We start from the raw sequence: 20498 nt of genomic DNA, 5'->3' as shown, positions 1-20498 counted from the left end.
GCGGCTCGCCGCCCGGGTCCTTCACTTTTCCGGCGATCTTTTTCTGCCAGACTGGACGCCGTGCGCAGACCGCCGAAGACCACGCTGCTCGCCGCGATCATCGTCATCGGACTGTGCTCCGCCGCGGTCGTGATGACGGGCCTCCTGGTCGCGACCGCCCGCCAGAGCCAGACGAGGCTCGCCTCCCCTCTGCTGCTCTACCCGGTCTCCCAGCAGACGCCCGGCGCCTGCCCCACCGGCACCCAGGGCGTCACCGGGCCCGAACCGTCCTGCTACCAGGTCACCGAGGGCATCGTCATCCGCAAGGTCGGCGGAATCGGGCTCCGGCCGCTGCGGGACGGCAGCCAGGGGATCTCCATCCTGCTGACCGGCGCGGACCGCAAGGCGTTCGCCGACCTCACCAGGGCCCAGCAGGGCAAGCAGATCATCGTGGTGGTGGGCGGACGGGTCGTCACCGCGCCCTGGGTCGAGACCCCGATCACCGGGGGCGAGGTCCTGATCACCGGCCGGTTCTCCCGGGCCGACGCCGAACGGCTGGTGCACGAGATCACCGGCGCCCGGGGCGACAGCACCGGAACCTGACCTCGGCTTGGGCTTGCCGCGAGAGCGAACCTGGCATCTGTCGAACATGGATCACATCGCTGACGAAAACGACTTGGGCCTGCTCAACGAGATGGGCGACGAGATACGGGCCGACGCTCCGGTGCTGCGCGCCGTGGCGGCCCTGGCGGGCGGGGGGCTGCTGATGGGCGTGCTGGTCTTCCGCGCGCTCGGCCCGCTCTCCCTGCGGATCTCCCGCCGCACCGGGATCCCGCACTCGCGCGTCCGCCGGACGCTCGCCCTGGTGGCCCCGCTCGTGCTGGGGCTCGCCGGGCTCCGCGCCGGACGCCGCAGCAGGCCGCGCGGATATCCGGGACGTCACGCTAAGTGATCATTCGGAGTTCTTGATCTCCGGCTTATGGGGTGCTCGCGTACCATCTGCGCCATGAGGGGGCGATGGGTCGCGGGCGCGGCCGCGGTCGGCGTGCTCGCGGCGGGTGGAGGCTTCGTCCTCGCCGTGGACGACGAGCCCGCCGTCCGGCACGAAGCGGTGCGCATAGAGGTCGTCGACGGGCCCGAGGACGACCAGAAGGTGACGCTGGACGCCACCTTCTACAAACCCGCCGGTGTCGAGAAGGCCCCCGCGGTGATGCTGGCGCACGGGTTCGGCGGCAGCAAGGACTCCCAGGCCGGAGCGGCCCGGAAGCTGGCCCGGCGGGGCTACGCGGTGCTGACGTGGTCCGCGCGGGGCTTCGGGCGCTCCGAGGGCCGGATCGCGCTGAACTCGCCCGACTACGAGGTCAAGGACACCCGGCAGCTGATCGACTGGCTGGCCGGGCGTCCCGAGGTCCGGCTGGACGCGGAGGGCGACCCCCGCGTCGGCATGGCCGGACCTTCCTACGGAGGGGCGATCTCGCTGCTGACGGCCGCCTACGACGGGCGGGTCGACGCGATCGTCCCCTCCATCACCTGGCACGACCTCTCGCAGTCGCTGCTGCCCGACGGGGTGTTCAAGAAGCTGTGGGCGGGGCTGTTCTTCACCGGCGAGTCCGACGGGTCCACGGCCTGCGGACGGTTCCTGCCGTCCATCTGCGAGATGTACCAGGAGGTCGCACAGACGGGGCGCCCCACGGACGAGGCGCGGGACCTGCTCCGCCAGTCCTCGCCCGCCACGGCGCCGCCCGTCCGGGCACCGATGCTGCTCATCCAGGGTCAGAGCGACTCGCTGTTCCCGCTGGAGGAGGCCGACCGGAACGCCCGCGCCGCCAAGGGGCCCGTCTCCGTCGTCTGGTACCAGGGCGGGCACGACGGCGGCGAACCGGAGACGGAACGGCTCACCGGGCTGACCACCGACTGGTTCGACCACTACCTCAAGGGCGAGAAGGACGTCGCGCTGCCGCCCTACTTCACCGTCACGCGAGCCGGCGGGGTCGATTCCCGCAACGGAAGGCAGTCCGTCGTGGCGGCCACCGCCGACAAGTACCCGGGGCTGGAGAGCGCCGCGCGGGAACTGCCTCTGGAAGGCGGCGAGCAGACCGTCCAGAACCCGGCCGGAGGAGTCCCGGCCTCCATCTCGGCGCTGCCCGGCCTGGGCGCGCTGAGCTCGCTGGGCTCCCTCGGCGGAGGCCTCAGCCTGGACATGGCCGGGCAGAACGCCTCCTTCACCACCGGCCCCCTCGACGCGTCCCTGCGCGTGACGGGCTCCCCCGCCCTGCGCGTCAGGACCGACCGCGAAGCCGTCCTGTTCGCCAAGCTCTACGACGTCTCCCCCGACGGCAAGGCCACCCTCGCCCGGCGGCTCGCCGCCCCCGTCAAGGTCGACGGTGAAAGGGACGTGGTCCTGCCCGCGCTGGACTACGAGTTCAGCCGGGGGCACCGGTTGCGGGTCGTGCTCTCCACCACCGACTACGGGTTCGCCGGCCCGGCCGAACCCCTCACCTACAAGATCTCGGCGGTCTCCGGGTTGTCCGTGCCGTCCGTGGACGACCTGTCCGCTCCGGTTCAGCGCCCGCCCCTGTGGGTGTGGATCGCGCCGTCCGCCGCGTTGGCCGCCGCCATCGCGCTGCTGGCGCGCGGACGACACCGCCGGGACGACTTCGACGAGGAGTCCGCCGCGGTCCCGCTGCGGATCGAGGGGCTCACCAAGACCTACCGCAACGGGTACAAGGCCGTGGACGACCTGTCGTTCCGGGTCGAGAAGGGTCAGGTCCTCGGTCTGCTAGGGCCCAATGGCGCGGGGAAGACCACGAGCCTGCGCATGCTCATGGGGCTGATCCACCCGGACGGCGGCGAGATCCGGATCTTCGGGCACCGGGTCGTCCCCGGAGCGCCCGTTCTGGCCCGGCTCGGCTCGTTCGTGGAGGGGCCCGGCTTCCTGCCGCACCTGTCCGGCCGGGACAACCTGGAGCTGTACTGGCGGGCCACCGGGCGCCCCGCCGGGGACTCCCACCTGGAGGAGGCACTGGAGGTCGCCGCGCTCACCGACGAGGCGCTGGCCCGTCCCGTCCGCACCTACTCCCAGGGCATGCGCCAGCGCCTGGCCATCGCCCAGGCCATGCTCGGCCTGCCCGACCTGCTGGTCCTCGACGAGCCCACCAACGGTCTCGACCCGCCGCAGATCCGCCAGATGCGCGAGGTCCTCGTCCGGTACGCCGGGACGGGGCGGACGGTCATCGTCTCCAGCCACCTGCTCAGCGAGGTGGAGCAGACCTGCGACCACGTCGTGGTGATGGCGCGCGGACGCAAGGTCGCCGACGGGCCCGTCACCGAGATCGTCGGCGGGCGCGGCCTGGAGGACGTCTTCCTGGAGATCATCGGGAGCCGGGCATGAGCGGACCACTGCCCCTGAGGGTCGAGGCGATCCGCCAGTTCCGGCGGCGGCGGACCCTGGTCGCCTTCGGGCTGCTGCTGCTCCTGCCGTGGATCCTGGTGATCGCCTTCCAGTTCGGCGGGGACGGGCCGGACGAGGACGGGCGGATGAGCCTGGCCGACGTGGCCACCACCAGCGGGCTGAACTTCGCGCTGTTCACCCTGTTCGTCTCCACCGGATTCCTGCTGGTGGTCACCGTGGCGCTCTTCTGCGGCGACACCGTGGCCAGCGAGGCGGGCTGGTCCTCGCTGCGCTACCTGCTGGCCGCGCCCGTGCCCCGGGACAGGCTGCTGCGCCAGAAGCTCGTCGTCGCGCTCGGCTACGCCACGGCCGCCGTCCTGGCGCTGCCGCTGATGGCGCTGCTGGCCGGGACGCTGGTGTTCGGCTGGTCCGACATCACGCTCCCCACCGGCGGCACCTACCCGGCCGAGAGCGCCTTCGGGCGGATGGCGATCATCGTCGGCTACTCGCTCGTCTCCCAGCTGGTGGTGGCGGCGCTGGCGTTCCTGCTGTCGGTCATGACCGACTCGCCGCTGGGCGCGGTCGGCGGCGCCGTCGGGCTGGTGATCGTCAGCAACATCCTCGACGCGGTGACCGCGCTGGGCGACTGGCGGGACCTGCTGCCCACCCGCTTCACCTACGCCTGGCTGGACGCCCTGCAGCCGGACATCTCCTGGAACGGCATGATCCAGGGCGCCTCGTTGTCCGTCACCTACGCGGTGGTGCTCTTCGCGCTGGCCTTCCGGCACTTCCGCGCCAAGGACGTCACCTCCTGAGACCGCCGTCCCCGGGGCTTGTGGGCGCCCCGGGGACGGCCAGGGATTTGGACCGTTTTTTTCCGGCCTGACCGGGGTATCTCTTCAGGAAGCCCAGGAGGGTCACCGCCGATCCCCCATACCGGCTACTGAGCCCCGAAAGCGTGTCGTTTCCGAAGTCGATGCGACCTGACCCCGAGACACCATACGATCGCTCCGAGTGATACCCGTCATCGGAAAATCGGATGAACAACCAGCCGACGTCGCATAAGCTCACCAAAACCTGGCGGTTCTTCCGCCTCAGGTGAACAACCCGGGCGGTTCGACACCGCCGAAAGAGGGGAGATGATCGAAATGGCACGACAGCAGCAGATCGTCAAGCTTCCACGAGTCCCGCGCAAGCCCCAGTCGCTGGACCTGCGCACCCCGTCAGGCCGGATCCTCCCCTACTGACAGGGCGCCTCCCCCGGAGCCGGCTACGCCAGCTTCGCTCCACACCATGGGCAGAAGGCGATCGGAACCGCCGCCCTTCCCCCGTCATGGATGATCAGACCCCAGACCCCGAACTCCGCCGAGTGGACCACCAGACGATCCGGGCACCGATACGGATCGTCATGCAGAGCGCAGCGCTTCTCCAACTGAGCCCGCATGCTCTGGCAACAGATCCGCATCCCCCGACCCTACTTCTCCGCCCCCGGGCCCCCGCGCCCGCCCTCTCCGTCCGGCGGCCCTCGCCGTCGTCTCCGCCGCCCGCGCCCTTCCCGCTCCGGTAGCCGTCCGGGTCTTCAGGCGGACGCCTTACGGAATTCACCTGCCGGTTCTGAGGCGATGCGAGGCTCGTTACGCATTTTTGGGACGAAGCAGGAGAAGCGATGCGACGACGCATGCGTTGGGCGGCCGGGCTGGCCGCGGGTGCCGTGGCGTTCGCCGGGATGGCGGGGATCTCCCCCGCCGGGGCCGGGGCGAAGGACCCGCTGTTCGAGCGGGTCGCCACCTATCCCGTGCACCAGAACGGCGGCGGCGACGGGGAGACCGTCGCCGAGATCAGTGCGGTCAGCCAGGACGGGCGGACGCTGATCTACACCGACGCGCCCGGTGAACGCGTCGGGTTCCTGGACATCAGCGACCCCGGCAAGCCCAAGGGGCTGGGGACGCTGGACCTCGGCGAGTACGAGCCCACGTCCGTGGCCGTCGTGGGGCGGTACGCGCTGGTCGTCGTCAACACCAGCGCGAGCTACACCAAGACGTCCGGGCGGATCGACGTGATCCGGATCGAGGACCGCAAGACCGTGCGGAGCATCGAGCTGGGCGGGCAGCCGGACTCGATCGCGGTGTCCGGGAAGTACGCGGCGATCGCCATCGAGAACGAGCGGGACGAGGACTTCACCCCGGACGGCGGCGACGAAGGCGACCTGCCGCAGGCCCCCGCCGGATTCCTGCAGATCCTCGACCTGAAGGGCTCGGACCCTTCCGGCTGGAAACTGCGGAAGGTCCCGTTCACCCAGGCCGACGGGAGCGCGCTGCCCTCGTTCGTCCAGGCCGGGCTGGACACCCCGCAGGACCCCGAGCCCGAATACGTGGCGATCAACAAGCGGGGCAAGGTCGCCGTCACCCTCCAGGAGAACAACGGCATCGCCGTCGTCGACCTGCGCACCGGACGCGTCGAGCGGGTCTTCTCCGCCGGCGACGTCACCCTGACGGGCGTCGACACCAAGGAAGAGCGCGAGATCTCCCTGACCGGCACCATCGAGGACGCGCCCCGCGAGCCCGACGCGATCGCCTGGATCGACGACCACCACCTGGCCACCGCCAACGAAGGCGACTGGAAGGGCGGCAGCCGCGGCTGGACCGTGTTCGGCGACCGCGGGCAGGTCGTGTGGGACGCGGGCAACACCTTCGAGTACCTGGCCGTCCGGCACGGCCACCACAACGAGGACCGGGCCGGGAACAAGGGCGCCGAACCCGAAGGCATCACCGTCGCGACGTACCGGGGTCGCCGTTACGCCTTCGTCGGCTCCGAGCGGTCGAACTTCGTCGCCGTGTACGACGTCAGCAAGCCGTCCAAGCCGCGTTTCGTGCAGTTCCTGCCCACCAACGCCGGGCCCGAAGGGCTGCTGGCGGTGCCGTCACGGGGCATGTTCATCGTCTCCAGCGAGGCCGACGACGCCTCCGCGGGCCTGCGGGCGGGCGTCCAGATCTTCCGCCTCGGCAAGCCTGAGGTGCCGGGTCTCGTCTCGGCCTCCGAGAACGGCAAGCCGATCGGCTGGGGCGCCCTGTCCGGCCTGTCCTCGGTCCCCGGCAGCCGCGACGGCCTGTACGCCGTGTGGGACTCCGCCTACAAGCCCACCAAGATCTTCACGATCGACACCGGGGAGAAGCCCGCGACGATCACCAGGGCGCTGACCGTCACCAAGGGCGGCGCACCCGCCGCCTACGACGCCGAAGGCATCGCCGCGCGTCCCGGCGGCGGCTTCTGGCTGGCCTCCGAAGGCGCCAAGGGCCCGGGCAACCTGCTCGTCCGCCTGGACGCGGCCGGCGCCGTCCAGCAGGAGGTCCCGCTGCCCGCCGAGATCGCCTCCCGGATGGGCGGCCAGGGCCTCGAAGGCGTCACCGTCGTCGGCACCGGCGCGTCCGAGCAGGTGTGGGTGGCCCTCCAGCGCCCCCTGACCGGCGACCCCGCCGACGTCGCCCGTCTCGGCCGCTACAGCGTCGCCACCGGCGAGTGGGCCTGGTTCGGCTACCCGGTCGAGCCCTCGGCGTCCGCCTCGAACTGGAACGGCCTGTCCGAGCTGACCCACGCCGACGGCCGTCTCCTCGTCGTCGAGCGCGACAAGGCCTCCGGCACCGCCGCCGCCCACAAGAAGGTCTACTCGGTGGCCCTCCCCACCGGCACTCCCGGCGACGGCGCCCTGCCCGTCCTCGGCAAGACCCTGGAACGCGACCTCCTCCCCGACCTCCGGAGCTTCGGCGGCTGGACCCAGGAGAAGGTCGAGGGCCTCGGCGTCACCGAGGGCGGCCGCGTCTGGATCGTCACCGACAACGACGCCGTCGACGACGCCACCGGCGAGACGGTCTTCTACTCCCCCGGCACCCTGAAGTCCGCCTTCTGAACCCGGCTTTCCTCCCCTCCCCCGGTCCCCGCCTGCCCCCGCAGGCGGGGACCTTCTTCTGGACCGCGAGCGGGACTCCCGGGCCGAACCGCCATCGTCGCGGGCGCCGGGGCCCAGGACGTCCGTCACTCGGTGCCGGGAGTCTTGCGCGTGGTGACGTTCATCCGGTTCCAGGTGTTGGCGGTGAAGATCACGGCGATGAGCTGGGCCAGCTCCTCTTCCGGGAAGTGGGCGGCGGCCCGGTCGTACACCTCGTCCGGGACGCCGCCCGGAAGCAGGGTGACGGCCTCGGTGAGAGCCAGGGCCGCCCGCTCCTCCTCGCTGAAGAGACCGGACTCCTCCCAGGCGTTGAGCTGGTAGATCCGCTCTTCCGTCTCGCCCGCCTTGCGGGCGTCCTTCGTGTGGTAATCGATGCAGTACGCGCACCGGTTGAGCTGCGACGTGCGGATCTGCACCAACTCCACGAGGACCGGGTCCAGCCCTTTGCGCGCGGCGGCGTCCAGGGCGAGCACTGCCTTGAAGACGCGGGGAGCCGTGGTGGTGAAGTTCATGCGCTGAGCTGTCATGTCCACAACCCTAGAAGCCCGAACAGCCCGGGGTATGGTGCATTTTCGTGGCGAAATCATGGGTCAATTCGCCGCGAGAACGCCGACCAGCGCAGCCGCCAGGGCCCGCTGGCCGGCGAGGGACAGGTGCAGGCCGTCCTCGAGGTGGGGATCCGTCCCGGGCCGCTCGGCGAGGGCTCCGGCGGTGTCGACCGTGACGTCCTCGAGTCCGGTCAGGGTTCGGGCGACGGCGTCGAGGTCGGTGTTCTTCCAGTGGAGCCGGGCCCGCTGGAAGTGCGGGTAGGCCACGACGCGGGCCTCGTCCGCGGGGGCGGGGGTGAGCCACACCCAGCGTGCGGGGGTGCCTCGGGCGGCCAGGTCGCGGAGGGTCCGGAGGTTGCGTTCGGTCTCGGGAAGGCTGACCAGGGTCGGGCCGTCCACCCCCAGACGCTGGGCGTCGTTGGCGCCGAGCATGCACAGCACCCAGTCGGGGTCGCGGAACGCCAGGGCGGGGAGAGCGGTCAGGGCCTGGGTGGTCGTCTGGCCGGACACCGCCAGGTTGACCAGGGAGAGGCCGTCCTGCGGCCGCCGGATCTCCAGGAGGTGGCGCAGGATCTCGAACCAGGACAGCAGGTCGGCGGTGGTGCTCTCGCCCAGAGCCACGATCCGCTGGCCGGGGGCGAAGGGCAGCCGGTCCACCTTCTCCGCGAAGCCCGGTTCTTCGAGCAGTTCCCGCGCCGCCGACCTCGCCTGGTCGGCGTGTTCGCGGCGCAACCTCCGGTAGGAGGGGGCGTCCAGGCCGAACAGCGAGGCGAGCCGCTCGTCGTCGAGCCCGCCCAGGTATCCCAGGGTCTTCTCCGGGTGCTGGAACCGGATGAGGCGTTCGGTCTGCGCGGTGCTCATGCGGTCACCTTCTTCGGACGGGTGCGCGGCAGCAGGAATCCGGCGGCGATGAGCCAGATCAGCGCGGGGAAACGGGCGATGGGCAGGAGTACCGCGGCCCCGGAGACGAGCAGCGTCAGCGTGGAGAGTTCGGCGGCGAGGGCGATGGCCAGCCCCAGGAGGGCCAGCGGCCGCGGCAGGAGCCCCGCCAGCCAGCCGGGCACGGCGATCCCCGCCACCAGCAGGCCCATGAAGACCACGTTCCCGACGCCTCCGGAGGCGAAGGCGAGGTCCTGCAACGCCCGGACCAGGGCGGGTTCGGCGAGCACCTCGGGCCGGGACAGCACCCAGGAGGCCAGCCCGGACAGCGCCAGCATCCCCGAGCCGAGGAGGCCGCCCGCCAGGGCGATGGTCGCGCCGGGCGCCCGGACGCCGAGGTTGTGCAGCCGCGCCGAGGCCGTGGCCGCGTAGATCGCCAGCGGCACCGAGGAGGCGAAGTGCAGGAACGCCCCCACCTTCACGGCGTCCTGGTGTTCCCGGAAGTGCCGCAGGATCTCCGTCTCCTCCCCGAAGGGGGACGGGAACGTGTCGCCTCCGGCGAGGACCGTGCTGACGACGACCCCCATGACGAACAACATCGTGGACACGACGCCGAGGACCCCCAGCGGGGGGCCTCCCTGCGCCCGATGAGCCTGCTGGACCATGCCAACTCCTTCACTTTGGTGAATCATTCATAGCACAGAACTATTCTCTGCGACTACCATCACCTCATGAGCAAGCCCGCACGACCCGACGCTCCGGCCGCACGCCCGAGGGGAACCGCCTTCCTCCTCTCCCAGATCGGAGCCCACGCGGCCCAGCGCTTCGCCGAACGTGTCAGCGCGCTGGGCGTCGTCCCCTCCGACGTCGGGCTGCTCCGCCTGATCTCCGCCGATCCCGGCCGCAGCCAGCAGTCACTCGCCAAGGAACTGGGCGTCGTCCCCAGCCGCGTGGTCACGCTGATCGACGCGCTGGAACGCAAGGGGCTGGTCGAGCGCCGGCGCAGCCCCCGGGACCGCCGCCACCACGAACTGCACCTCACCGCGGAGGGCGCCCGCGTCATGTCCGAGATGCTCTCCCTGGGCTCGGCCCACGAGGACGAGGTCTGCGCGCCTCTCGACGAGGACCAGCGGGCCCAGCTGACCGCCCTGCTGGAGACCCTCGCCGCCCATCACGGCCTCGCCCCTGGCGTCCACCCGGGCTACCGCGCCCTTCCCCGCTGACGCCGGAGCGTCGCGAAGGTCACTGTTCCGTGGGCTCTGTCGGCAAAGGGAGCATGATCATCATACGATCGGTGCGTTCCCCTTCCCCTCACCGAACGGAGTACCGTGCCTGAACTCGAATGGGGGCGCGTCATCGGGGCCGCCGTCGTGCTGGTGGTCATGCTGGGGGTGGGACTGGGCCTCCGGCTGGTGCTGCGCCGGCTGATCCAGCGCGCCGAGGGCAACCACTGGGTCTGGGACGACCTGGTCCTCCGGCTGCTGTACGACCTGGCCGTCGTCCTGTCGGCGGCCGGCGGCGCCTGGATCGGGGTGCTGGTCCTGAGGTTCCAGCCGAGCGTGCGGACGGTGATCGGGCAGATCCTCGTCGCGCTGGTGATCTTCGTGGTGTCGCTGGCCGCCGCGCGGCTGGCGGGCGGGATCGTCAGCTCGATCGCGATGGCCCGGTCGGGCATCTCCCAGTCGGTCACGATCTTCGCCAACATCACCCGGACCGTCGTGCTCGTGGTCGGCACGCTGGTGCTGCTGCAGAGCCTGGGGGTGTCGATCACCCCGCTGCTGACCGCACTGGGCGTCGGCGGCCTGGCCGTCGCCCTGGCCCTGCAGGACACCCTGGCCAACCTCTTCGCGGGCGTGCACATCCTGGCGTCCAAGACCGTGGTCCCCGGCGACTTCATCCGCCTCAGCACCGGCCAGGAAGGCCACGTCGTCGATATCAACTGGCGCAAGACCACTATCCGCACCATGTCCGACAACTTGGTGATCGTCCCGAACGCCAAGTTCGCTGACGCGATCCTCACCAACTACCACCAGCCCGAGCAGGACATGGGCCTGCTCCTGCAGGCCAAGGTCGGCTACGACAGCGACCTCGAACACGTCGAGAAGGTCGTCATCGAGGTCGGCAAGGAGGTGATGACCGAAGTCGAAGGCGGCGTCCCCGACTACGACCCCCTGGTCCGCTTCCACACCTTCGGCGAGTCCAGCATCGACTTCACCGTCATCCTGCGCACCCGCGACTTCACCGACCAGTTCGTCGTCAAACACGAGTTCGTCAAACGCCTGCACACCCGCTTCCGCGCCGAGGGCATCGGCATCCCCCTCCCCACCCGGCAGCTCATCTTCCCCGACACCCCCGCCCTCGTCCCCGGCCCCCGCTGAACCGTCCCGGCGGGAGCAGCGCCCACCGCGCCTCCCGCCGCCCGGAGGTTCTCGTACCATGGCGGGGTGCACGGCCTCCCCCTCTCCGTGTGGAATGAGCCCCGCCCCCCGGACCCTCCGGCACGGGTGTGGCGGGACTGGGCGCTCGTGGGCGCGCTCGTGCCGCTCGCGGTACTCGAAGGGGTGCTGCGGCCGGACCTCCCCTGGCGGGGCCTCTCCCTGGCCCTCACGCTCGGGCTGATACCCACACTGTTGTGGCGGAGGACCAGACCGCTGCTGATGGTCTTGATCGTCTTCGTCTGCACGGGGCTCGCGGCGCTGCTCACCGGCGGCGAATCCGCGGAGACGAACACGATGATGTTCCTTCTCGTCGTTCTGTACTCGCTCTTCCGATGGGGGTCGGGACGCGAAACGGTGACCGGGTCGGCGGTCATCCTCGGCGGGATCGTGTTCCAGGTCGCCTCGGGCCGCCTCGTCCCGTCCGAGGCCGTCGGCGCGCTCGCCGTCGTGTCCGCGGCCCTCGCCCTGGGCGCGGCGTTCCGCTACCGGGCCAAGGCGAGGATGCGCGAACTCGACCAGGTCAAGCTGCTCGAACGCGAGAACCTCGCCCGCGACCTGCACGACACCGTCGCGCACCACGTCTCGGCGATGGCGATCCGGGCCCAGGCGGGCCTGGCGACCGCGGCCTCACGGCCGGACGCCGCGGTCGAGGCGCTCCGGGTGATCGAGGCCGAGGCGGGACTCGCCCTCACCGAACTGAACACCATGGTCCGGGTCCTGCGCCGGAACCTGCCCGCGGACCTGGAACCCGGACGGCGCATCGCCGACCTGCGTCGATTCGCCGACACCCCCCGCACCGGACCGTCCGTCGATGTGGAACTCTCCGGCGAGCTCGACGGCATCTCCCCGGCGGTCGAGGCGGCGGTCTACCGGATCGTCCAGGAGTCGGTCACCAACGCACGGCGGCACGCGCGCCACGCCACCCGTATCGAGGTGCGCGTCACCGCCGACGGCACGTCCGTGCGCCTGCGGGTCAGCGACGACGGCGACAGCGCCTCCGCACGAACGGTCACGGCGCCGGGATACGGACTCATCGGCATGATCGAACGCGCCGAACTGCTGGGCGGCACCTGCGCGGCCGGTCACGGCCCCGAACGGGGCTGGGCCGTGACCGCCGTGCTGCCCCGCACCGGGAGGGCCGGATGAGCATCCGGGTACTCGTCGCCGACGACCAGGAGATCGTCCGCACCGGGCTGACGATGATCCTCAACGCCCAGCCCGGCATCGAGGTCGTCGGCGAGGCCGAGGACGGGCGGCGGGCCGTCGAACTCGCGCGGCTCCTGCGCCCCGATGTGTGCCTGTTCGACATCCGCATGCCCGGAGCCGACGGCATCGAGGCCACCCGCGCCCTCGCCGGGCCGGACGTCGGCGACCCCCTCGCCGTCATCGTCATCACCACCTTCGACCTCGACGAGTACGTCTACGCCGCGCTCAGGGCGGGTGCCCGCGGTTTCCTGCTCAAGAACGCGGGCGTCGACCTGCTCTCCCAGGCCGTCCGCGCCGCCGCCGAGGGCGACGCCCTCATAGCCCCGAGCGTCACCGCGCGGCTGCTCGGCGCCTTCGCCCGCACCGGGCCCCGCGCACCGGCGCCGCAGCCCGTCGACCCCCTCACGGACCGGGAGGAGCAGGTCCTGGCCGCCGTGGCCCGCGGACGGACCAACGGCGAGGTCGCCCGCGAACTCCACATCTCCCTCAGCACCGTCAAGACCCACATCGCCGGTCTGATGGCCAAGCTCGGCGCCCGCAACCGGGTCGAACTGGCCATCTGGGCCTACGAGACCGGCCGCGTCAGGAACCGGGACGGGCTCGGATGACCCTTTCGGCCACCGCGAGGTTGATCACCCATCCGGCGCCCACGAGCCACGCCCTGGGCGTCTCTCCAGGCATCCCGAAGAACAGCATCCAAGGCACATTGGTCAGCACCTGCGTGCCCGCCGCCGACCCGATCGCATAAGCACGGATCATCCAGGCGCGGTGCCGGGCGACGTCCCTTCGCCGGATCGCGGCGAACCCCAGAACGAGTGCCACCGCCATCGCCACCCCGAACACGAGCCGGAAAACGAGCAGAAGCTCCCCGTCATGCGCGGGAAGGTCGTAGAACAGGCTCATCCACAATCCAGTGAGCGCCGCGACCAGCCCGGACGGCACCAGCAGCCTCCCGGCGACACGATGCCATCCGGGCCGTCGGCGCCGAAGCCCTGGAGCGAACTGAAACGCCCCCAGAACGCAGTACACGCTGACGCCGAAGATGTGCGCCACGATCGGCAGGGGCTGCGCGAAGAACCGGGCGTTGTCCGCCGTGACCTCAGCCCCGCCGGCCAGCTCCCCCAGCCGGAGCGCCCCCGCGACCATGGGTACCGCGCTGAGCGCGATCAACCCGGCGGGCGCCCTCCACCCCGCCTTCGCGGAGCCCGCGGAAAGCTCCCCCGCCGCTCGGCCGTTCCCCGGTTTCCGAGGAGCGAAGACCCGCCCCGCCCTGTTCTCACCACTCACGTCGTTCATGCACCGATCGTGACCGCCGAGACCCCGCCGGATCATCGCCGGATCGGCTCGACCCCACCCGTACTTTCGGCCGATGCGCCCCACCGAAAGGCCGTTCATCCACGCTTCTCACCAGCATGAATATCTATTCACATATCAATCTTGCTTTCATATCGATATTGGACACATTCCTTCGGGTTCTGGTCTGCTCTTCCCCTGAAGATCGAGAGTGAGGAGACCGGAATGCAGAACTCCACCCCACGGACACGACTGCGCGCGGCACTCGGTGCAGCCGTTCTGACCGCCTCCGCGCTGTTCGGCGGAATCATCCCCGGCGCCGCCGGCGCCCGGCCCACGGATACCACGACCGTCCACGGCGCCGCGCCCCGGACGGCCGTCCACCATGACCTGATCGTGCGGGACGACCTTCGAGCCGCGTTCCGCGAGGCGGGAGTGAACGGAACATTCGTGCTCCTCGACGTGGAGCAGAAGCGGACGACCGTCGTCGACCTCGCACGGGCGGAGCAGAGACTGATCCCGGCCTCCACGTTCAAGATCCCGCACAGCCTGATCGCGCTGGAGACCGGCGTCGTCGCGGACGAGAACGAGGTGATCCCCTACGGCGGGCAGCCGCAGCCCTTCCCCCAATGGGAGCAGGACATGAACCTGCGCGACGCCGTCCGGGTGTCCAACGTGCCGGTGTTCCAGACGCTCGCCCGCCGGATCGGCGTCAAGCGGGAGCAGCAGTGGGTGAACCGGCTGCACTACGGCGACCGCGAGATCGGCGCCGCCGTGGACCGCTTCTGGCTCGACGGCCCGCTGGAGATCTCGGCGGTCGAGCAGACCCGCTTCCTGTCCCGGCTGGCCCGCCGGCAGCTGCCGGCGTCCGAGCACCACCAGCTGACGGTGCGTGAACTGCTGAAGGTCGAGGAGAAGGACGGCTACGCGCTGTTCGCCAAGACCGGTTGGGGCACCTCGACCGAGCCCGGCATCGGCTGGTGGGTGGGTTGGGTCGAGCGCGACGACCGCGTCTACGCCTTCGCCCTCAACATCGACATCAACGCCGACGATGACACCGCCAAGCGCGTCCCCCTCGCCCGTGACCTGCTGCGGACCCTCGGCGTCCTCCCGAAGGCCTGACGAGCCCGACCGTGATCGCATGAAGACCCCCGACACCATGGCCCCGTCACGCGTGAAGCCCGATCCTCCCGGCCGTTCCCGGGCCGGGGGAACCGCCGGGTCGCGCATCCCCACACAGCGGGGACGGCCGCCGGTCTCCGACCGTCGTGTGGTCGCGATCGTCGTGGGGATCCAGCTGGCCATCTCGCTCGGCTACTTCGCGGTGATGGCGCATGTGGTCTTCCACCTGCGCCACGACCTCGGCATGCTCGCGGGCACCATCACGGTGGTGCTCGCCGTGCGCGTCGCGGTCCAGAACATGCTGTACCTGCCGGCCGGCGCGCTCACCGACACGATCGGCCCCGCACGCACGGGGGCGTTGGCCTGCGTCCTGAGGGCTGCGGCGTTCGCGTTGCTGGGCACCACCGAGGGCGTGGGCGAACTGCTCCTCGCGGTCGTGGTGATGGCGATCGGCGGGGCTCTGTTCCATCCCGCCGCCCAGTCCGTGCTGGCCGGAGTGGCGCCGTCGCGCCGTTCCCGAGGCTTCTCGGCCTACGTGATCGCCGGTCAGCTGGGCGCGGTGGCCGGCCCGCCCCTCGGTCTGGTCCTGCTGGCCGGCGGGTTCGGCTTGCTGTCGGCGGTAACGGCGGGCGCGTGGGTGGCCGGCGCCGTACTGTTCGTGCTCCTGCACCGTCCGTCCGGCGCCGTCCGCCGGGCGGACGACCGGCCGTGGGCCCGGGGTCTCGCCGAGGGGGTCTCGGCGGTGTTCCGGGATCGGGCCTTCCTCCTGTTCGCCCTGGCCGCCGCTCCCAGCACGCTGCTCACCACCCAGGTCACGACCGTCGTCCCGCTCAAGGAGGTCGGCTCCGGCACGACGACCTTGTTCTTCTGCGTGGTGGCGGTGGCCACGGCCGCCGTCCAGCCGTGGTGCGGCGGCGGCCGAGGCGAGCGTCCCCGGCTGCTGAGGACCGGCCTGCTCTGCGCGGGCACGGGCTATCTGGTACTGCTCGCGGTGCCTTCTGACCGTTACGGCCGGATCGCCGTGCTGATGGCAGCCGCCGTCCTGCACGGATCGGCCGCCGGGCTGACGCAGTCGGCGCTGTTCCAGGCCGTCACCCGCTGGGCCCCGCCCTCGCGGTTCGGCGTGTATCTCGGCCTGCTCAGCTTCCTCGCCGGAGCCGTCTCCCTGGCAGGAGGATTCGCCCTCGGCCCGCTTCTGGGCGCCGGGACCCCGGGCACGACGACCGCCATGACCGGCCTCGCACTCATCGCGGCACTCTCCGCGGCCGCCCTGCGGATCCCTCCGACCCGCTCAGAACTGAAGCCCGATCCAGCCGGTAGCGTTCGATGAGCTGAAGGAACCCGGCAAGACCGGGCAGGCCAGCACCATCCCTCCTCACTTATAGTAGCATTCATACTACTAATGGTAGTCAAAGTGAGGGTCGGGCGGGCAGAGCCACGGCACGGGACGGCCGCTCAGCACCCCGGGGGAAGGGATGGCCATGAGTCGCATCTCACCGAGAGCCCGGTATTTGCCGATGTGCGTGATGCTCGTCGTCGTGACCGGGTACGCATCAGCGTCTCCGGCGCAGGGCGGCGCCTCCCCTCCGGCGCGCTTGCACCAGAACGGCGAGCGGGCGGGCATGGCCGATGATCCGTTCACCACGAGGTTGGTCGCCGGCCTGAAGAAGAGCGGAGCGCGGGTCAACCCGGGGTATCCGATGCTGTACACCCAGCAGGACTGCAAGGACTCCACCTACCCGGTGCTGAAGAACTGCCTCCTGAACAACCCCTCGGCCCCGTACGTGGTCCCCATCGTGAAGACCTGGCCGAACGAATACGTCGACCCGAAAATGGTGAACGCGTTCGGCGGGACGCGGCCCGGCTACAACGTGACCTACCGCCTCGATCCGCGGGAAGCGATCGTGATCTACGGGAAGATGCCTCCCCCGGGCCGCTACATGGGGGTGCAGACATGGCAGTTCAGCCAGAACGGGCGGTGGAGGGAAAACGATTACCGCAAGTGGAAGCGCACAGCCGGCCAGCCTGTTCCCATGCAGTACCTGTTCGACACGATCCCGGCCAACGGCCGGCGATCAGGACGGATCCAGAGCGTGTCCGCGATCGGGGACACCGTGAACAACGTCGTCATGCAGCGGCGATCCGGTTATCCCTTCGGGAAGAAGCGGTACTTCATCATCACGCCCAGCGCCACCACCGACCGGGCCGTCCGCCGGGCCCTGCGAGCCGAGGGCGTTCCCAGCGGGCACATCTTCACCGAGCGGGTGCCCAGCCGCGACGGATTCGGCCCGATCGGTCCGCTGGGCATGGGCAAGAACGCCGTCGACTTCTTCACCGCGTTCCGGTACGCCATCCCCGCACCCGGCCAAGAGCAGGCCGCGGACGAGTGGCGGAAGAACCCCCCGCTGAAGGTGCTGCGCGTACGTGCCTCTGCCTCTCAGGGGCCCGTACGGCGCTACGGATCGCTGGCCTTCGAGAAACGGACCGCGAACAACGAGGCCCGCCTGGCCCCGGACCTGCGAAAGCTGATCAACGCGGTGTGCGACAAGGTCAGCGGTACGGCGCGCTTGAAGAGCAGTGACTGCAGGCGGCCGGCGGCATCCTCGCCGATGGTCGACCCGGTGCGGGAGTACGGGTGGACCGGGCCGTACTGCCGCAAGATCAACATGAACTGCCTGGGCGACCAGCAGGACGCGGCCTACTACCTGTCACGACCGCTCCCCCTCGACTCCGGTCAGGTCTACGCAGTGGTCGACGCCCTCGCCACCGAAACCGGCAACGCGACCTACAGCGCCCTGTCCGTCAACGACGCCTCGTTGCTGGCGGGCGTGGCGAATGTTCTGGACACCACTCTCAAAGGCTCCGCGTCCGGCTACACGAACACGGTCAAGAACAGCGGCAAGTTCTTCGTGCACTACTTCACCCGGGACTGCGAGGTGCTCCGGGGCCTGCCCGGCTGGCCGAAGAACTGCACCAGGATCACGGATCAGATGCTGCCGTCGCGCGGCGACACCTCGGCGGAAGGCGACCCCGCTCTGCACGGCATGTTCATGGCCTCGCTGCGCGACTACATCAAGCCGGGAACCCAGCGCGGGCCGGACTCCTCCAAGGTGCTGGCACCGAGAATCCTCACGTTCACCTCGTCAGGACCGCGACAGTAGCCATGTCTTTCGAACGGGTCACGGCGCTCCCCGCACTCCGCCCGGAGCACGGTGACCTCGGCGAGGACGGCTCGGCTCACTCCGTCGGCGCGATGTCCACCGGGCACCGCCGGGCCGCCGGTCAGGCGCTGGGAGTCGATGGGTCCGGCTGATCAGTCGGTGCCTACTACTCGGCAGGAGCGGCGCCGATCGGGCAGGAGAGGCCGCAGTAGCCGTTGGGGTTCTTGGCGTCCGAAAGATACTGCTGGTGGCAGTCCTTCACGTGCCTACTCTGCTCCTGGTGCGCTGCGGAGATCTCGCAGACGGCGTGCCAGCTCGGGAATGTCGTCCAGTTCTCCCTTTGCCAGAGAGATGATGACGCTCTCGGCCTCATCCACGTCCTGGTAATCCAGGATCTCGCCGTTGTCTTCGAGGAAGGCGACGGCAGCGGCCCAGCCCAGCCGCTTGTTGCCGTCCACCAGCGGATGGCCCAGAACAAGGCTGTGCATCAACGCGGCGGCCTTCTCCCACAGGTCCGGATAGGCGTCTCCGCCGAACACCGACGTCTGGGGCCGTAGCACCGCCGCGTGCAGGAGTCCGCCATCTCGCAGTTCGACGACCGGGAGCAGGGCATCGGCCAGCGCGAGGATGTCGTCTGTGGTGGGGAAGGAGGTCACGCGAGGCGATCCAGCAGTTCACGGTCGCGTTGCGCGACCTTCCTGCCGATCGCCGCATACCGGTCACGCCGTCGCCGAGTGATGTACTCCTCGATCGCCAGAACCATCGCGGAGTTGACACTCCGCTCATCGCCCTGGGCGATCTCCTTGATCTGCTCGTAGATCTCGTCGGGCAGACGCAACCGAGTCTCAGCCATACCCGCACGGTACCACCGAGTGGTACCACCTTCTAGCCGGCCGGCCTGCTCACTCGGCCGGAGCCACGCCGATCGGGCAGGAGACGCCCGTGCCGCCGATGCCGCAGTAGCCGTTGGGGTTTTTACTGCTTGAAAGATACTGCCGGTGGTAGCGATTGCCGGGTGTTCTGACCCGATTCATGCGGCTCTTCTCACTCAGAACTGCAGTTCCGACCAATCGATCACCATGGGGATCGGGTTGCTGACGCTGGGAGCGTCACCGGACTCGTCTTTCATGAACGTGCTCATGTGCTTGTAGAGCATGGCAGCCCGGTCCAGCCGGTAGCGTTCGATGATCGATACGCCGGTGAGGTCGAGCCTGACGATCCAGTAATGCGGAATACCCGCCTTGGCGTACTCCCCGAGCTTGTCGGTCGTGTCCTGAGTCTCCGACCCGGGAGACACGATCTCCACGATGAGCAACGCATGTTCGGCCCGGAGCCGTTCGCCCCGCTCACGGTCCAGGCACCGGTAGAGCGCGACATCGGGCCTCCGGTTGAGCAATGGAAGATCCCTCAGCCGCAGATCCACGTCATTGTTCACGGTGACGCGCTCGTGCCCCTCGCTCATCGCCTCACGAGCATGACGTTCCAGCATGTTGGCCAGTCGCCTGCCGGCGGTCTGGTGATCAGGTGTGGGGGCCGCGCAGTAAACCACATAGCCGTCGACGATCTCGATCGCTTTGGCGATCTCCTCAGGAAGCGCCTCGTACTCCTCAGCGGTGACCCGCGCGGGCTGCGGACGGAGGTTGAGAAGCCAGCTGTCCTCCGGCAGGGCCGTCATCCATGTCTCCTTGTCGCCACCCGCTCGACGAGCCAAGCCTACGGCCTGTCCCGGGACCACGCCGAGATGACGAGGTGACAGGTCAGGCCTGTAGCGCCTTCGGGTCGCCGAGGATCAGTTCGACCATCCGGACCAGGCGCGCGACATGGTCGCGTTCCTCTCGCCCGCGAAGGTCCGCCAGCAGGTCCCGCAGATCCTGGAGACAGTCGTCCAGGATGGCAAGTCCCCAGGGATCCATCCGGCCGTCCAGATAACCGCTCACGCCCCCGGCCACATAGGCGTCCAGCAACGCGATTCACTCGGCGGGGGCGACGCCGATGGGGCAGCTCAGGCCCGTGCCGCCGAGGCCGCAGTAGCCGTTGGGGTTCTTGGCGTCCGAAAGATACTGCTGGTGACAGTCCTGCGGAGGAGAGGTTCGTTCTGGTGATCAGTCGTACTCGACCTCGACCGGGATCTTGTACTCGGCTGAGCCCTCGACAGGCCGTTGCTCGGCCCTTGGGTATTCCACTGCATCACCGCCGACGAGCTTCCTGCTTCCCAGCGCCTCACGCAGCACGACCTTGTACGCCCGGGGGATACCGACCATTACGCAAGGGCCGTCGCTAGAACGGACGGTCACCCTTATCTCCACCGTCTCCGATGTCTCTTGCACCTTGACCTTGGCGGACTCCTCGCAGGCACCGCCGAGAGTCGAGATCAACACGGTGCGCTGATCAGGCTCGACCCAGGCCGCCGCGTCCGAGCCTGGTTTCAGTTCTCGGCCGCCCCAGCCGAACGCCGAACAGCCGACCGTGAACAGCAGGCCGAAAAGAGCCCAAGACCGCCTCATCTGAGGAGTCTCTCACCCGTATGAAGCCCCCTGC

At 69.9% G+C, this 20498-nt stretch carries 22 protein-coding genes and 3 pseudogenes; 13 read left to right on the top strand and 12 right to left on the bottom strand.

Annotated features, from left to right (window positions below; all coding sequences use genetic code 11):
• The first annotated feature begins 60 nt into the window (after positions 1–60).
• The 5 genes from ABGB12_RS20365 (at position 61) to ABGB12_RS20345 (ending at position 7274) form a co-directional block, all read left to right on the top strand.
• Positions 61–582 carry a hypothetical protein gene (locus ABGB12_RS20365; RefSeq protein WP_347680176.1) on the top strand — a complete coding sequence of 174 codons (522 nt, stop codon included), beginning with the start codon at positions 61–63 and terminating at the stop codon, positions 580–582.
• Positions 583–628: 46 nt separating this feature from the next.
• On the top strand, positions 629–931 hold the full coding sequence (locus ABGB12_RS20360) for a hypothetical protein (RefSeq protein ID WP_347680174.1): 303 nt from the start codon (positions 629–631) through the stop codon (positions 929–931).
• A 54-nt stretch (positions 932–985) separates the two neighbouring features.
• On the top strand, positions 986–3370 hold the full coding sequence (locus tag ABGB12_RS20355) for an alpha/beta fold hydrolase (protein WP_347680172.1): 2385 nt from the start codon (positions 986–988) through the stop codon (positions 3368–3370).
• A complete protein-coding gene (locus ABGB12_RS20350) occupies positions 3367–4185 on the top strand; it encodes an ABC transporter permease subunit (RefSeq protein ID WP_347680170.1) in 819 nt (272 codons plus the stop codon). The genes ABGB12_RS20355 and ABGB12_RS20350 overlap by 4 nt, the downstream gene beginning before the upstream one ends.
• Positions 4186–5036: 851 nt before the next feature.
• Positions 5037–7274, top strand: coding sequence for an esterase-like activity of phytase family protein (locus tag ABGB12_RS20345; protein ID WP_347680168.1), 2238 nt, complete (start codon positions 5037–5039; stop codon positions 7272–7274).
• A gap of 125 nt (positions 7275–7399) precedes the next feature.
• On the opposite strand, the gene ABGB12_RS20340 is transcribed toward ABGB12_RS20345, so the two are convergent.
• The 3 genes from ABGB12_RS20340 to ABGB12_RS20330 form a co-directional block, all read right to left on the bottom strand.
• On the bottom strand, positions 7400–7840 hold the full coding sequence (locus ABGB12_RS20340; protein WP_347680167.1) for a carboxymuconolactone decarboxylase family protein: 441 nt from the start codon (positions 7838–7840) through the stop codon (positions 7400–7402).
• A gap of 63 nt (positions 7841–7903) precedes the next feature.
• Positions 7904–8722, bottom strand: a complete 819-nt coding sequence (locus tag ABGB12_RS20335; RefSeq protein ID WP_347680166.1) for an SGNH/GDSL hydrolase family protein — start codon at positions 8720–8722, stop codon at positions 7904–7906.
• Positions 8719–9405: a hypothetical protein gene (locus tag ABGB12_RS20330; protein ID WP_347680164.1), complete on the bottom strand. Its 687-nt coding sequence runs from the start codon at positions 9403–9405 to the stop codon at positions 8719–8721. Before ABGB12_RS20330 ends, ABGB12_RS20335 begins: the two co-directional genes overlap by 4 nt.
• A 66-nt stretch (positions 9406–9471) precedes the next feature.
• Between ABGB12_RS20330 and ABGB12_RS20325 the strand changes: the two genes are divergently transcribed.
• The 4 genes from ABGB12_RS20325 (at position 9472) to ABGB12_RS20310 (ending at position 12992) form a co-directional block, all read left to right on the top strand.
• Positions 9472–9963: a MarR family winged helix-turn-helix transcriptional regulator gene (locus ABGB12_RS20325; protein ID WP_347680162.1), complete on the top strand. Its 492-nt coding sequence runs from the start codon at positions 9472–9474 to the stop codon at positions 9961–9963.
• 105 nt (positions 9964–10068) lie between these two features.
• The gene (locus tag ABGB12_RS20320) at positions 10069–11118 is read left to right on the top strand and encodes a mechanosensitive ion channel family protein (protein ID WP_347680160.1); all 1050 of its coding nucleotides are present in this window, start codon (positions 10069–10071) and stop codon (positions 11116–11118) included.
• A 66-nt stretch (positions 11119–11184) separates the two neighbouring features.
• On the top strand, positions 11185–12324 hold the full coding sequence (locus ABGB12_RS20315) for a histidine kinase (RefSeq protein WP_347680158.1): 1140 nt from the start codon (positions 11185–11187) through the stop codon (positions 12322–12324).
• The gene (locus ABGB12_RS20310; protein ID WP_347680156.1) at positions 12321–12992 is read left to right on the top strand and encodes a response regulator transcription factor; all 672 of its coding nucleotides are present in this window, start codon (positions 12321–12323) and stop codon (positions 12990–12992) included. Before ABGB12_RS20315 ends, ABGB12_RS20310 begins: the two co-directional genes overlap by 4 nt.
• Here the strand turns inward: ABGB12_RS20310 and ABGB12_RS20305 are convergent.
• A complete protein-coding gene (locus tag ABGB12_RS20305) occupies positions 12967–13680 on the bottom strand; it encodes a DUF2306 domain-containing protein (RefSeq protein WP_347680154.1) in 714 nt (237 codons plus the stop codon). The two genes, ABGB12_RS20310 and ABGB12_RS20305, sit on opposite strands and share 26 nt — an antisense overlap.
• Positions 13681–13902: 222 nt before the next feature.
• On the opposite strand from ABGB12_RS20305, the gene blaOXA reads away from it, so the two are divergent.
• The 4 genes from blaOXA (at position 13903) to ABGB12_RS20285 (ending at position 18112) form a co-directional block, all read left to right on the top strand.
• A complete protein-coding gene (gene blaOXA / locus ABGB12_RS20300) occupies positions 13903–14799 on the top strand; it encodes a class D beta-lactamase (RefSeq protein WP_347680152.1) in 897 nt (298 codons plus the stop codon).
• Positions 14800–14818: 19 nt separating this feature from the next.
• Positions 14819–16129, top strand: a complete 1311-nt coding sequence (locus ABGB12_RS20295; RefSeq protein ID WP_347680150.1) for an MFS transporter — start codon at positions 14819–14821, stop codon at positions 16127–16129.
• 208 nt (positions 16130–16337) lie between these two features.
• A complete protein-coding gene (locus ABGB12_RS20290) occupies positions 16338–17960 on the top strand; it encodes a hypothetical protein (RefSeq protein WP_347680148.1) in 1623 nt (540 codons plus the stop codon).
• A gap of 2 nt (positions 17961–17962) precedes the next feature.
• On the top strand, positions 17963–18112 hold the full coding sequence (locus ABGB12_RS20285) for a hypothetical protein (RefSeq protein ID WP_347680146.1): 150 nt from the start codon (positions 17963–17965) through the stop codon (positions 18110–18112).
• Positions 18113–18126: 14 nt separating this feature from the next.
• Here the strand turns inward: ABGB12_RS20285 and ABGB12_RS20280 are convergent.
• The 8 genes and pseudogenes from ABGB12_RS20280 to ABGB12_RS20245 all read right to left on the bottom strand — a co-directional run.
• Positions 18127–18210: pseudogene (locus tag ABGB12_RS20280) on the bottom strand (peptide-methionine (S)-S-oxide reductase); the annotation flags it as partial.
• Between the two features lie 16 nt (positions 18211–18226).
• On the bottom strand, positions 18227–18616 hold the full coding sequence (locus ABGB12_RS20275; RefSeq protein ID WP_347680144.1) for a Fic family protein: 390 nt from the start codon (positions 18614–18616) through the stop codon (positions 18227–18229).
• The gene (locus tag ABGB12_RS20270) at positions 18613–18813 is read right to left on the bottom strand and encodes an Arc family DNA-binding protein (protein WP_347680142.1); all 201 of its coding nucleotides are present in this window, start codon (positions 18811–18813) and stop codon (positions 18613–18615) included. Before ABGB12_RS20270 ends, ABGB12_RS20275 begins: the two co-directional genes overlap by 4 nt.
• Positions 18814–18862: 49 nt before the next feature.
• Positions 18863–18964 (bottom strand): annotated as a pseudogene (locus tag ABGB12_RS20265) (peptide-methionine (S)-S-oxide reductase); the annotation flags it as partial.
• Between the two features lie 44 nt (positions 18965–19008).
• Positions 19009–19635, bottom strand: coding sequence for a Uma2 family endonuclease (locus tag ABGB12_RS20260; RefSeq protein ID WP_347680140.1), 627 nt, complete (start codon positions 19633–19635; stop codon positions 19009–19011).
• 82 nt (positions 19636–19717) lie between these two features.
• Positions 19718–19924, bottom strand: a complete 207-nt coding sequence (locus ABGB12_RS20255; RefSeq protein ID WP_347680138.1) for a hypothetical protein — start codon at positions 19922–19924, stop codon at positions 19718–19720.
• A 6-nt stretch (positions 19925–19930) separates the two neighbouring features.
• Positions 19931–20029, bottom strand: a pseudogene (locus ABGB12_RS20250) (peptide-methionine (S)-S-oxide reductase); the annotation flags it as partial.
• 33 nt (positions 20030–20062) lie between these two features.
• Positions 20063–20464 (bottom strand): hypothetical protein, encoded by a 402-nt coding sequence (locus ABGB12_RS20245; protein ID WP_347680136.1) that lies wholly within the window; start codon positions 20462–20464, stop codon positions 20063–20065.
• Positions 20465–20498 lie beyond the last annotated feature (34 nt).

This window comes from Actinocorallia sp. B10E7 (assembly GCF_039871655.1).
Taxonomy (GTDB): domain Bacteria; phylum Actinomycetota; class Actinomycetes; order Streptosporangiales; family Streptosporangiaceae; genus Actinocorallia.
Note: the sequence above shows the minus strand (reverse complement) of the source record. Positions and strands in the feature narration are given on the sequence as shown.

What these genes read in the sequence shown, in the direction of transcription:
- ABGB12_RS20360 (WP_347680174.1), top strand. Translation starts at nt 629, where the DNA reads ATGGATCACATCGCTGACGAAAACGACTTGGGCCTGCTCAACGAGATG.
- ABGB12_RS20285 (WP_347680146.1), top strand. Translation starts at nt 17,963, where the DNA reads ATGTCTTTCGAACGGGTCACGGCGCTCCCCGCACTCCGCCCGGAGCAC.
- ABGB12_RS20345 (WP_347680168.1), top strand. Translation starts at nt 5,037, where the DNA reads ATGCGACGACGCATGCGTTGGGCGGCCGGGCTGGCCGCGGGTGCCGTG.
- ABGB12_RS20350 (WP_347680170.1), top strand. Translation starts at nt 3,367, where the DNA reads ATGAGCGGACCACTGCCCCTGAGGGTCGAGGCGATCCGCCAGTTCCGG.
- ABGB12_RS20295 (WP_347680150.1), top strand. Translation starts at nt 14,819, where the DNA reads ATGAAGACCCCCGACACCATGGCCCCGTCACGCGTGAAGCCCGATCCT.
- blaOXA (WP_347680152.1), top strand. Translation starts at nt 13,903, where the DNA reads ATGCAGAACTCCACCCCACGGACACGACTGCGCGCGGCACTCGGTGCA.
- ABGB12_RS20335 (WP_347680166.1), bottom strand. Translation starts at nt 8,722, where the DNA reads ATGAGCACCGCGCAGACCGAACGCCTCATCCGGTTCCAGCACCCGGAG.
- ABGB12_RS20305 (WP_347680154.1), bottom strand. Translation starts at nt 13,680, where the DNA reads ATGAACGACGTGAGTGGTGAGAACAGGGCGGGGCGGGTCTTCGCTCCT.
- ABGB12_RS20260 (WP_347680140.1), bottom strand. Translation starts at nt 19,635, where the DNA reads ATGACGGCCCTGCCGGAGGACAGCTGGCTTCTCAACCTCCGTCCGCAG.
- ABGB12_RS20270 (WP_347680142.1), bottom strand. Translation starts at nt 18,813, where the DNA reads ATGGCTGAGACTCGGTTGCGTCTGCCCGACGAGATCTACGAGCAGATC.
- ABGB12_RS20325 (WP_347680162.1), top strand. Translation starts at nt 9,472, where the DNA reads ATGAGCAAGCCCGCACGACCCGACGCTCCGGCCGCACGCCCGAGGGGA.
- ABGB12_RS20355 (WP_347680172.1), top strand. Translation starts at nt 986, where the DNA reads ATGAGGGGGCGATGGGTCGCGGGCGCGGCCGCGGTCGGCGTGCTCGCG.
- ABGB12_RS20310 (WP_347680156.1), top strand. Translation starts at nt 12,321, where the DNA reads ATGAGCATCCGGGTACTCGTCGCCGACGACCAGGAGATCGTCCGCACC.
- ABGB12_RS20330 (WP_347680164.1), bottom strand. Translation starts at nt 9,405, where the DNA reads ATGGTCCAGCAGGCTCATCGGGCGCAGGGAGGCCCCCCGCTGGGGGTC.
- ABGB12_RS20245 (WP_347680136.1), bottom strand. Translation starts at nt 20,464, where the DNA reads ATGAGGCGGTCTTGGGCTCTTTTCGGCCTGCTGTTCACGGTCGGCTGT.
- ABGB12_RS20340 (WP_347680167.1), bottom strand. Translation starts at nt 7,840, where the DNA reads ATGACAGCTCAGCGCATGAACTTCACCACCACGGCTCCCCGCGTCTTC.